Genomic DNA, 12169 nt, shown 5'->3' on the forward strand with positions numbered 1-12169 from the left:
TTTGAACCACAAGAGGCGCGGCGAATTTTGGATAAACTGGAAATCCATTACACGCCCAAGCACGGCAGTTGGCTTAATATGGCGGAAATCGAGTTGAGCATCTTATCAAGACAATGTTTGGATCGGCGCATTCCGAATCAAGAGGTCTTGAAAAACGAAGTCGCTGCCTGGCAAGACAAACGAAATTCGATTTCAAAACCCATGGAATGGCAATTTACCAATCAAGATGCTCGGGTAAAATTGAAAAAACTTTATCCGACAATACAACAATGACTAAGTACTAGTACCCAGCTTCCGAAATATATCCGATAACCTATACGAGCAAAGGCTTGCCAATGTAAGTCCAGAGAAACGGCTTTGCCAAGGTCTCGTTGAAGAATTCAATAAAAGCCAGGATACGCTGATTCAAAATTTCAGTTGAAGCAAAGCTACCTCGTTTGAGAAACCGGCGGCTCAGGATCCCGAACCAGATTTCGACCTGGTTGAGCCATGAGCAATGTTTTGGAGTATACACAAAACGGATACGCTGCCCGGTGTCTTGCAAGAACTCTGCGCGAGAGCCCATATTGAGCAGAATACCGGACTTGCCTTTCTCACCCAGTGCTGTTTTACGCCACACAATCCGGCCACGCATTCCACCAGTGAGGCCGATTTATGAGTATTGAGCTGGCAAAGTTGGCTATCACTGTCTGCGTCCCATGTCAGGTGCACTCGAACTCGTGCAGTTCCAGCTTACCTTGCAGTTCTTACGCGAATATCCGCATCGAAGACGGCAAAGCCGGGACATCAGCCGTTTCGATGCCTTAGAAGTCGAACGCAAGACGCTCGATGTCCGGCGGCGGTTGCTGGAGTTCACCGATGAACGCGATTTTCTGATCAAGCGCATTCAGGACATGCGTCCGTGGGGCGATTTCGTTTTTTCGCCGCTGCATGAAATGGGCAATCTCCGCTTCTGGTTCTATGTAGTGCCGCACCGCGATATGCCCAAAGTGGCGGAACTGGGGCTGCCCTATGAGATCGTCAAAAAGGATAACCGTAATAGTTATGTCGTGGTCATTTCCGAAAACGAGCCTGAAGGCATGCCCGTCAATCGCACGCATATAGGCTACCAGCCCCGGCATGTCCTGGAGGCTCTCCTTGAAGACGTGGAACTGGCTATCGAGGATGTGCAAGCGGAACGCGCCTATTTGACCCGCTGGTATACACTGATCAAGGACAATATCGCCACACTGGAAGATCAGGCCGCATTGACAGCCGCGCTGAATCAGACTTACACGCGCCACGAAATGTTCGGGTTACGCGGCTGGGTGCCGCAGAATCGCCTCCCGCAACTTGCCGATTATGCGCGCCGCCATCGGGTGCATATTGATACCCGGGAAGCAGAGCCTGACGACAACCCGCCGACTTGTATGGAGAATCCATCCTGGCTTTCGGCCGGCGAGAATCTGGTCAATTTCTACATGACACCGGGTTACCGTACCTGGGCCCCTTCTCCAGTCGTATTCATCTCTTTTGCACTGTTTTTCGCGATGATTCTGGCCGATACCGGCTATGCGCTGCTGCTGGGCACTCTGCTGCTCTTCTTTTGGTGCAAGATGGGTGCTTCGCGGGCAGGAAGACGCTTTCGGCCACCTTAGGACCCGGCCTGCTTGGGCAAGTTTTCGACGGCTTGTTCAACCCTTTGCATGTGCTGGCGAAAAAATATGGCTTTTTTCTGCCGCGCGGCGTTTCTGTTTCGCCGCTGGACACCGATAAAAAGTGGCAGTTCACGCCGGAAATAGAAATTGGGGGGACATTGCCTCCCGGCGGGGTCCTGGGATCGGTACCGGAAGGCCCTTTCAAGCATAAGATCATGATTCCTTTCAATGAGGCGGGGCCAGTCAAGGTAACCTGGATCCGTGGAGACAGTTTCAGCATCGATGAGGTTGTCGCACGCTATCAAACGTCTGCCGGAAAGGAGCGGGAATTAACCCTGGCCCAACGCTGGCCAATCCGGCGGCCGATTCCGGAAAACCTGCTACGCAAGCGCTATGTCGAACGGCAGTTTCCGGCCATACCGCTGACTACGGCAACCCGTATCATCGATACTTTTTTTCCCATCGCCCAAGGCGGCACCGGTTGTATTCCGGGGCCATTCGGCGCCGGTAAAACGGTCCTGCAAAGTCTGATCGCGCGTTACTCCAGCGTCGACATCGTGATTATCGTCGCTTGCGGCGAACGTGCCGGCGAGGTCGTCGAAACCATTCACGAATATCCAGAAACGGCTGATCCCCGTACCGGCGGAACGTTGATGGACCGGACGATCATTATCTGCAACACGTCTTCGATGCCGGTCACGGCGCGCGAGGCCTCCATCTATACCGGCATCACCCTCGGGGAATACTTCCGGCAAATGGGCTATCACGTCCTGCTCATTGCCGACTCGACCTCGCGCTGGGCGCAAGCAATACGTGAGACATCAGGCAGGATGGAGAAAATTCCGGGCGAGGAAGCGTTTCCGGCCTATCTCGATTCTGCCATTAAAAATCTTTATGAGCGCGCCGGCGTTATCCGTTGCACCGATGGTACCACCGGCATGCTGACATTGATCGGTACGGTTTCTCCGGCGGGCGGCAATTTCGAGGAACCCGTGACACAATCCACTTTGGGCACCGTCAAAACTTTTCTCGGTCTGTCCGCCGACCGCACCTATAAACGCTTTTATCCGGCCATCGATCCATTGCTGTCGTGGTCGCGGTATCTGGATCAGTTGGCGCCGTGGTTCAAGAAAGAACTCGATGCGCAATGGGTTGACGACGTTAAGGACATGATGGCCTTACTGGAGCGCGGCGATGGCATTTATCAAATCATGCAGGTTACCGGCGAAGAAGGCATTTCCCTGGAAGATTTCATCGAGTGGCAAAAATCGGTGCTTTTAGACATGGCCTATCTGCAGCAAGACGCCTTTGACGAAGTGGATGCCAACATGCCGCGCGAGCGGCAATTGGCCAGTTTCCGCTTATTGAAAAAGCTGTTGACGACTGAATTTAAATTTCAGGACAAAGAGGCCGCGCGCGATTTTTTTACCCGAATTACCGGGCTTTATAAAAACTGGAATTACAGCCGTGCGGATTCACCGGATTATGAACGATACATGACGGAAATCGAGCAGCTTGCCGGGCAATATCAATCGTTCCACCTCATGCCTTAAATTAGTGCAATTCTCTGTTCTATAGAACCGTATTCTGTCCAAATAGCTGGAGATATTCTCAATTAAGCCAGATGGACGGCATTGCGGCTACTGTGACTTTTGTCTACTGGATTAGGATGTAGTGGAACGATATGTTCAAAACAATGGAAGCAATTGATTTTAGATTATCACCTTATCCTCATACTGTAGTAGCATACGCGGCGAGCAATAGAGGTCTAAATCTTACTGTCTCTCTATAAATCACTGATCCTTTATCCAACGATTGAACTCTTGACGCTGATTTCAGATGCTAGGGTCTGAGTGATAGCAACGCTGAACAAGAACATTGAAAGTAAGGCTCAAATTGGATGTGACCGAAGTGTTTGTAAAACTTCAGATTCGATCACGTCTGTCATGAAAAATAATTAAGCGAAAAAAGTGTTATGAGATTTGTCGTTTCTTATCCCCAAACCAACTGGGATTATGTCAAGTTTAGATTAAACCGCATCATCAGAGGCAAAGACCGATCCAATGATGTTTTCAGAGGTTTACCCGGCGGAAAACTGGAGTTATTCGAACATACTGGCGAATTAGGCGGCATAAAATATCTGGGTGAAATATCGCCTGTGAAGCCGTTTGGGATGCAGTATGTCTCGGGGGAAGGTTTATATTTCATAACAGGTTTACCTTGTAGCGAAGACGGCGTACCGGGAGACGAGCATATCGCCAGGCTCAATGACAAAGGCGAGATCGATTTGGAAATTCGTAGCCCTTATATGACCCAGGTACGTTCGTTGCGCAGAACCGAGCGGGGGTTATTGATCACGGCAAGTGGTGTTGATGCCCTGCTGGAATTTGATTTAACAGGCCAATTGGTCTGGTCCTGGTGGGCCACCGAACATAGCTATGACACAGCCTATGGCGGCGGAAAGCGCCTTATCGACAAGCAAATGGACCATCGCTTCAAGAATTATCCCGGTCGTCTGCAAACAACTCATTTAAATTCCGCCATCGTCGACCCCTATGATGAAAGCAAAATACTGACCATACTGTTCTATCAAGGCAAAGTGATCCGCATTGATAAAAAAACCCTGGAGCATGAAGTTGTCATTAGTAACTTAAACGGAGCGCATCACATCCGGCCTCATTCAGGTGGATATATGTTATCCAATTCGCGCAGAGGGGAAGTACTTTTATATGATGAAAACTTCAACTTGACGCGCCGCATTCCCGGCACGAGCCGCTTTTTTCCTGTTAAATGGGTGCAGGATGCGATTGAAACGCCTTTTGGAACCCATCTTATCGCCGATTGCAATACCTTTAATTTGCGCGAGCGCGACAAGAAAGGCCGAGAGAAGGTCTACAATACACGAATGCCGAATCGAGTGTTTCAAATCGAGTGGGTCGACGATCATTTTAATTTCGCTACCTGATATAAAAAATGCGCGTTTTAGTTATCGCACCCTCCTGGGTAGGCGACATGGTGATGGCGCAGAGTTTATTCATCACCCTCAAACGACAGTACCCGGACTGCCGAATTGATGTGATCGCTCCTTTGGCAACGATCCCTTTACTGGAATATATGCCCGAAGTGTCATTGGGCATTGAAATGACAGTCAAACGCGGTAAGTTGGGATTGCTGACCCGCATCAAATCCGGGCTGAATCTACGCGATCATTATTATGATCAAGCAATAGTATTGCCAAATACCTGGAAGTCGGCGTTGACGCCATTTTTTGCTCGCATTCCCCAGCGAACAGGCTATGTTGGAGAATGTCGCTGGGGATTGCTCAATGACGCACGTCTGCTGGATAAAACCAAACTGACTAAGACCGTTCAGCGTTTTGTCGCCTTGGCGACTATGTCGAAAGCTGATGCGGAGGATTTTCCTAAGCCTGTTTTTAAAGTTGATCCGGAACGTCAGAATCAGGTCATTCAAAAATATCACTTGTCGAAAGACCGTAAAATTGCCGCCTTATGTCCGGGCGCGGAGTATGGAGAGGCAAAACGCTGGCCAATCAGTCATTATGCTGAAGTTGCACGTCAACTAATAGATTATGGCTGGCAAGTCTGGCTTTTGGGTTCCGGCAAAGATCAGGCTGTGACTGATCAGATCAATCAATTGACGGACGGCGCTTGTCTGGATTTTGCCGGCAAGACAAGTCTGGGCGAAGCCGTTGATTTATTGTCGCTGGTTGAGGTGGCCGTCAGTAACGATTCCGGTTTGATGCATGTTGCCAGCGCCTTAAATAAAAAAGTGCTTGCAATCTACGGATCTTCAGATCCCAACTTTACGCCGCCACTTAATGACAAAGCCAGAATATTTTATTCCGCTCTTGAATGTTCCCCTTGTTTCAAAAGGATCTGCCCTTTAGGGCATACGTCCTGTCTAACCGACATTAACCCCGGTTCCGTTATTTCAGAATTAACAGATTCTTGAGTTTTGCATCGATGCCTGCATTAGCCTGGGCCAAAACCGGAGACCAGTTATATTTTATTCTTTTCGTTCAAGATCAAAACCAAGCGGACAATCGGTCTGTTTGATCGTCTCTCTACTAGTAGTATGTGTATTCTTTATCTTTAAATAGTGTCGGTGCCGGTTTTGCGCGTCGTTTTGATCATTTTTTCCTGGCTGACGCGAGGGCTATGGCGCGGCCACTATCTCAGGCGATAACAGTTTGATATCCAGCTCAAAATCCATTTTGATGCGACGTACAACCGATTCAGCTTCTTTTTGGTTTTTGAAGGGGCCGGCGATCACTTGATAAGAGCCGTCTGTTTCAACTTTTCGCGCCGGGATTGGCGGACCTTGATGATTGAGCATCGCCACCAGTTGTTGCGCCTGCACCTCTTTGTCTAAGTCGGCGACTAAAATCGCCCAGTCGCTGTCGGTCAATGCTGAAACCACTGGCGCCCCGTAGAAATGCTCAGGATGCTCCAATTCAGACGCACTCGCGACCAGTTCCGGTAAGCCCGGACTGGCCATCAGGATCGGGGTGGGGATGCCGTCGGCGCGTTGCAGGATGCGGTCGACTTTTTCCCAATCGATAGCTACGTTTTGCTTAGTGCCGATTTGCTTCAGATCATTGATCAATTTCTTTTTCAGCTTAGGCTTTTGCTTGGCCCATTTTTCCAGCGGCTCATGGGCTTCCAGGTAAAGCCTGTCCCCGTCCCATGCCGTCATATAAGGCTGGTGTATGATGCGCACCGGCATCCCGACCGGTCTTTTTTTGAACAGCACTTCAATGTCTTCGGGGTAAAGGCGCACACAACCGTGGCTGACTTGCAGACCGACGCCATAGGGCTTGTTGGTGCCATGGATCAGGTAGCGTTTAAAGCCTAGCAGTAGCGCATATTTGCCTAGGGGATTGTCGGGGCCAGGGGGCACTGCTTCGGGCAGCGGATCGCCTTTTGCCGCGTGTTCGCGGCGAATGGACTCCGGAACCATCCATGTCGGGTTGGCTGTTTTTGCGACGATAGTGGTTTGCCCTAATGGCGTATTCCAGTTTTGGCGGCCAATGCCGACCGGGTAGGTAAACACGGTGTCCGGCTGTTTCGGGGGATAATAAAACATCCGCATGTTCGCCAAATTGAGCACGATGCCTTTGCGCGGCACATCGGGCAGGATGAACTGCAACGGCAGCAGCACGCGTGCGCCTGCTTTAGGCGTCCAAGGGGGTATAGCGGGGTTGGCGATGGCGATCTCGTTATAGCCCAGGCCGAAATGCCGGGCGATATCGGGCAAGGTATCTCCATCGCGCGCACTGATCATGGCAAGACTGCCAACGATGCTGTGGTCTTTGTCGATAGCGAATTTGCGGGTGGCGATGCCGGCAAGTTTCGGCTGACGGCCGGAAAGTTTCGGCTGGCGCTCGTCTACCACATCCAGCAGGGAGGCTATGATAGGCGGTGAAAAGTCTATATAAGCAGGCTCAATCTGGCAACCGCCGAGAAAACCGACGGCCAGCAGCACGAAAGGCAAAGCTATTCCCGTATGTGACAGGCCGACCGATGTTTTTTTCAATGGATTCACTTCGTCTAAGCACACTACGCGGTAGCTTTTCAGGATGAAGTTAGCGTGGAGCAATACAGAAGTAATAACACCGCATTCTGTAACGCCCCACGCAGGTTATTCGTTATTCAGGCATCAAAGGAAGTGTAGAACCAATTTTCACGTCGCTAGTAGCTTGCAAAATGTTTTCTATTTGCAGAAAACGTGCAGCAATGGTTTTTGATGTTGCTTTTGCGATTTTGCCATAATATTTTTCAAGTAGTGCCGTGCGCTTTTTGCGGAAATCAAACATACGTTTGACCAGTTTGTCTGCTTCAGCACCCTTAATGTTGTCAATCTTAGCCGCATAATCACTGATGACTGCAAGACGCTCGTCATTTAACTGTTTCAATTCAGTGTCATAACGATCGTATTGATCCAGAAACTTTTCTTCTTGTTCTGGGGGCAGTTTCATCGCTTTCTTGACGAAGTCCAATTTCTCCATACGCAGACTGAAACGGAACATATCCAGTGTCTTTCCTTCATCAGCCGTTGCTGCAGTTGCGGCTGCTTCTTCCACAGCTTTGTCATGAGCTTCGACGGGTGTAGCTGTTTCTGCTTGTGTAGTATTTATCGCAGGAAGATTAACGGCGGCAATAGCGCAAATAAAGGCCAGATGTTTATATTTCATTGGCTACTCCTTAATAATGAATTGAGGATATGTTTATTCAGCGTTGAATATTTGCCAATAAATCACAGCGAAGTTGACCACGTAAATTAACCCGAGTTCGAGAAAGCAGACAGGATTTTGTAAAAACAGGAAACCATAGGTTCTGACATCATATAAGCATGGTTTCAAGTTGTTTCGTTCTGGCTCGGATTGTTTTGGCCAGTGGGCCTAAATTTGCGCCTAGTACTCAGTCAATTTAATTATGACGGATAAACTGTAGGTGCGAATTCATTCGCACTATTCGCAGGCTATGGATACTCCGCAAATTTTACTCGTCAGAACAAGGCTGACCGAGTACTAGCGGCTTGCTGCTAAAGTATGACCCTGCTCTCACAGTCAATTGCCCTCCAAGGCACCACTTGCAGTTTTGCTCAGCAAGGAGCCAAACCATGAAACAAACCGACGACGAATCACTGGCACTCTCCCTGGTCCGGGATGACCTGCCGTTTCGGCTCCAACGCCGCGTGGGGCTGATTCCCGAACAGGGATTGGGCACAATGCGCCGGGCAGTATTTTTTGCTTTGCTCGCCTGGTTGCCCATCGTCGTTTGGGCCATGTTTACGAGCCGGATACTGCCCGGTACCGTAGACGAGCCTCTACTGAGGCACTTCGGTGTACATGTCCGCTTTTTGCTCGCCGTACCGCTGTTTATTCTGGGCGAGGGAATGCTGCATCAGCAGAGTACGACTCTCACTCCCTATTTCCTGACCTCGGGCCTGGTACAGTCGGCTCAGCGGCAGGATTTCGTAAACATCATCAAGGGCATTACCCGCCTGCGTGATCGGACCCTGCCTTGGGTGTTGATTACCGCGCTTATTGTTGCCTGGACGATCTTGGCGTCAGTGACCGCCGGGTCTGATCTGGGCCATGAAGTCAACTGGGCCTCAATCGACGGCACAGGCCGTCTCGGGTTCGGGGGCTGGTGGTTCATGTATGTGAGCCGTCCTATCTTCATCGCCCTCCTGGCGGCTTGGCTTTGGCGCCTGATCCTAATGTTCATCCTGCTGAAGCGCATTGCCCGGCTCGATCTCGCGATTGTGCCCACCCATCCGGATGGAGCCGGTGGTTTGGGCTTCCTTAATCGATTGCCAAAAGCGTTCAGTCTGTTCGCCTTTGCCGTATCAGCGGTACTGGCTTCACGTCTGGCTCATAACGTGCTGTACCACGGAGTCGACGTTCAATCCTTAAAGCTAATGCTCACAGTTTTTCTGATTGTCCTCGTCGGGATTTGTCTGGCGCCGCTTCTGACATTCGTCATCCCTCTCGCCGCCGCCAAACGCCGTGCATTGCTGGAGTATGGCGCCTTGGTCGGCGAACACGGGCGTTTAGTGCGCCGGCGCTGGATCCTGGGTCAAACGGAAGTAGACGATCCACTTCTACAAGCAGAGGAACTCGGGCCGGTGGCTGATACCCTGGCACTTTACGAAGCAGTCAGAAAGATGCGCCTGGTGCCGATCGATAAGTCCTCATTGATTGCCATAGTGGTCCCGGCTCTGATTCCCATTGCCGCCCTATTCTCTATCCAAATCCCGATCAAGGACATACTGATAAAGATTGCCACCGCTCTCTTCTAATAACCTTTAGCCCTACGGCCTTTTGTTTAGGCAACCTTGCCCCGTTCTGGTATTTGCGCTATGAGCAGAATAGGCTCTATCGATTTAGGATAGCGCTGAACTGCTTCCTGTGAATGCCAAGCTATCAATAGTTTGCGCCCATCCACACTGGGAAACAGAAGTTTTGAACTGATAATTTGTAAAACTCTGAACTTGTTCTGACAACTTACAAAATTAGTTTTAACTGCACAAGACGTTGAATGGCTCAAGTAGACCCAATGCGGAAGTTCGGATTCTCATTCTCTTGTGTCTGCTATCAGGTATGAAGCAGGCGTTCGGTAGTAAAACTCCAATCTCAGCCTACTGTTTATGCTCTACGTCCCTCGTATCACTGTTGTCGAATTCAAATGATCCGGTTCGTCCCTCATCGCATCCTAGTAGTCAGTCAATTTAATTATGGCGGGTAAATTGTAGGTGCGAATTTATTTATGCCCTTCAGGGTATTCGCACTATTCGCACGCTATGAATACTCTGCAAATTTTACTCGTCAGAACAAGACTGACTGAGTACTAGGGTACAAGCTCAGTAGTCATACCAATTGCTAAATTAACGAAATTTAGTTCATGCTTGCTTAACAATTCAAATGTAAGAAGGACAAAGTCATGACCACCCAAGAGAAAAAAACAAAATAGTCCCAATACACATAATCCTTCCTCATCAAAAAATAAATTTATTAACGAAATACTGGAAACTAAAGCAACGGACTATCGAATCGATAATATTTATGACATTTTTTGCACAACGGAGAAACGATATGAAAAACAATATGAAACTTATAAAAGGCACGATACTGGCAGCGAGCATGCTGTTGACAGGACAGGCACTGGCAGCTTTTACGGCCGCGGATGCAAAAAAACTGGAAACGGATGCATCAGCGGCCGTAGCGCGGTTCCAGAGTGAGACCCAGGGAGCAGAGACGTTGTTTAATAACGCTAAGGGTATTCTTGTCTGCCCAGAGATTACCAAGGGCGGCTTCATTATAGGCGTTGAGGGCGGAAAATGCGTGATGCAGATCGGGGGAAAGCCAGTTGGATATTACACCAACCGTGCCGGGAAGTTCGGTTTCCTAGCCGGTATACAGTGGTATTCACTGATTCTGGTTTTCAACGACCAAGCGACTCTTGACCTTTTCCGGACCGGCAAACGTGACTTTGAGATCGGTGCCGATATTTCCGTAGTGGTGGGTAAAGTAGGAGCTGGCGGTTCACTGGATACCACCAATCTTCAAAGTCCTGTTGTTTCATTCGTCTTCGGTGAGAAGGGCCTGATGGGAGATTTATCGATAGAAGGGGCATCCTTCAAGAAACTTGAGGTTGAATAAGAACCCATTTAGCTATACATGGCTTCTCACTAAAAGGGTTTGAAGTCCAGCGGTACAAAAACCGCTAAGCCAAAATATTGCTCATCTAAGTACAAGGCAAAAATCTCAAAGCCTAAAGAAAGTCGGCAAATCGCATGGAGAAATACTGCGGAGAAAGTCGAGTCCGTGCCGGAAGATAGACTTCTGTTTCGTGCGTGATCGGATAGGCATCCCGCTTTGATATGGCTACACTAAACCGGACACACAATTTAAAATTAAGTAAACAGAGAACGTGTGCCCAAAATGAATCAAGAAAAACAAAAAATCTATAGTGCGGAATTCAGAGCGTCAGCCGTTAAACTGGCGGACGAGTCGGACTAGTCGATTGTCCAGACTGCCAAGGATCTCGGTATCAATGTCAATACGCTGCATACCTGGATCAGCAAATACAGCCGGCCCAAAACCAGCGATAAAGCGATACGCACTGACGAGCACCTTTACGATGAAATTAAGTTACCTCCGGCATAGCCGGAGGTTTATTGGGTTATGCCCGCCCTCAAAGGGCTCTTATTGCGGCCAAGCCGCCACTCACATCCATTGATTGCTCAAAATATTCATCCTGGCTTTCTTGATGCCGGATATATTCTCTAACAACGACTTCATCCAAACCCACCGTTGAAACGAAATACCCCCGTGCCCAAAAGTGTTCGCCATTGAAATTTCTCTGTCGTCCCTTAAATTTCCTGGCAACGGCAATTGCGCTCTTCCCTTTCAAATAGCCGACTGCGCTCGATACAGCTATTTTAGGCGGAATACTTAAGCACATATGAACAGGGTCTCTCATCAAATGCCCTTCTAAAATTTCAATGCCTTTTTGCTTCGCCAGCTCATGCAGAATATCACCCAAATATTTTCTTAAACTGCCATAGATGACTTTCTTCCTTTTCTTCGGAATGAATACAACGTGGTATTTACAATCCCATCGCGTATGCGACAGACTTTTATAGTCTTTCATAGTTCTTTTCCTTCAAATTTCTTGGTCGAAATTTAAAGGTAAGAAAAACTGCCGTATCGGTAAAACCTATGAGAGTCTCCCCGGCATAGCCGGGGGTTTACCTAATGATTAATTAGTATTATTTTTCCGTGTCCTCTGTGCTCTCGGCAACTGCTCCTGCGTTGCCTACAGGGATGTAGGTACTTAGCGTGAGCAGGAGCAGTTTTCGACCTACCTCCCGCATAATCCCCATGGATGGGGATTATGCAGAGAAATGACGGGATCATTTCCTGTCCATGCGGTCGTCTGTGGTAAATCATTTTTTTAACCTGGCAGGGATAATACATTCACACTCTCGTACCCTACGGTATT

At 49.0% G+C, this 12169-nt stretch carries 11 protein-coding genes; 7 read left to right on the forward strand and 4 right to left on the reverse strand.

All coding sequences use genetic code 11. The features are described 5' to 3' along the window. Window positions 1-273: transposase (locus EK22_RS12030; protein WP_036251264.1), on the forward strand; the 273-nt coding region annotated here is incomplete at its 5' end. 40 nt (window positions 274-313) lie between these two features. Here EK22_RS12030 and EK22_RS12035 read toward each other — a convergent pair. Further along, window positions 314-619 (reverse strand): transposase, encoded by a 306-nt coding sequence (locus EK22_RS12035; RefSeq protein ID WP_200882598.1) that lies wholly within the window; start codon window positions 617-619, stop codon window positions 314-316. A 79-nt stretch (window positions 620-698) separates the two neighbouring features. On the opposite strand from EK22_RS12035, the gene EK22_RS12040 reads away from it, so the two are divergent. From EK22_RS12040 to waaF, 4 genes are all read left to right on the forward strand, one after another. After that, on the forward strand, window positions 699-1637 hold the full coding sequence (locus EK22_RS12040; protein ID WP_152565094.1) for a V-type ATPase 116kDa subunit family protein: 939 nt from the start codon (window positions 699-701) through the stop codon (window positions 1635-1637). Then, window positions 1589-3190 (forward strand): V-type ATP synthase subunit A, encoded by a 1602-nt coding sequence (locus EK22_RS12045; RefSeq protein ID WP_081917879.1) that lies wholly within the window; start codon window positions 1589-1591, stop codon window positions 3188-3190. Before EK22_RS12040 ends, EK22_RS12045 begins: the two co-directional genes overlap by 49 nt. A gap of 422 nt (window positions 3191-3612) precedes the next feature. Continuing rightward, window positions 3613-4602: a hypothetical protein gene (locus EK22_RS12050; RefSeq protein ID WP_036251267.1), complete on the forward strand. Its 990-nt coding sequence runs from the start codon at window positions 3613-3615 to the stop codon at window positions 4600-4602. An 8-nt stretch (window positions 4603-4610) separates the two neighbouring features. After that, the gene (gene waaF / locus EK22_RS12055) at window positions 4611-5609 is read left to right on the forward strand and encodes a lipopolysaccharide heptosyltransferase II (protein WP_081917871.1); all 999 of its coding nucleotides are present in this window, start codon (window positions 4611-4613) and stop codon (window positions 5607-5609) included. Between the two features lie 204 nt (window positions 5610-5813). Here waaF and EK22_RS12060 read toward each other — a convergent pair whose 3' ends face one another. Further along, window positions 5814-7193, reverse strand: coding sequence for a L,D-transpeptidase family protein (locus EK22_RS12060; protein WP_036251273.1), 1380 nt, complete (start codon window positions 7191-7193; stop codon window positions 5814-5816). Window positions 7194-7305: 112 nt separating this feature from the next. After that, the gene (locus EK22_RS12065) at window positions 7306-7851 is read right to left on the reverse strand and encodes a hypothetical protein (protein ID WP_081917872.1); all 546 of its coding nucleotides are present in this window, start codon (window positions 7849-7851) and stop codon (window positions 7306-7308) included. Window positions 7852-8279: 428 nt separating this feature from the next. On the opposite strand from EK22_RS12065, the gene EK22_RS12070 reads away from it, so the two are divergent. Continuing rightward, complete coding sequence (locus EK22_RS12070; protein ID WP_051961876.1) at window positions 8280-9464, forward strand: hypothetical protein; 1185 nt, start codon at window positions 8280-8282, stop codon at window positions 9462-9464. Between the two features lie 793 nt (window positions 9465-10257). Then, a complete protein-coding gene (locus tag EK22_RS12075; RefSeq protein WP_020157429.1) occupies window positions 10258-10824 on the forward strand; it encodes a lipid-binding SYLF domain-containing protein in 567 nt (188 codons plus the stop codon). Window positions 10825-11359: 535 nt separating this feature from the next. Here EK22_RS12075 and tnpA read toward each other — a convergent pair. Then, window positions 11360-11818 (reverse strand): IS200/IS605 family transposase, encoded by a 459-nt coding sequence (gene tnpA / locus EK22_RS12080; protein WP_036251276.1) that lies wholly within the window; start codon window positions 11816-11818, stop codon window positions 11360-11362. Window positions 11819-12169 lie beyond the last annotated feature (351 nt).

The sequence above is a fragment of the Methylobacter sp. BBA5.1 genome (assembly GCF_000746145.1).
Taxonomy (GTDB): domain Bacteria; phylum Pseudomonadota; class Gammaproteobacteria; order Methylococcales; family Methylomonadaceae; genus Methylobacter; species Methylobacter marinus.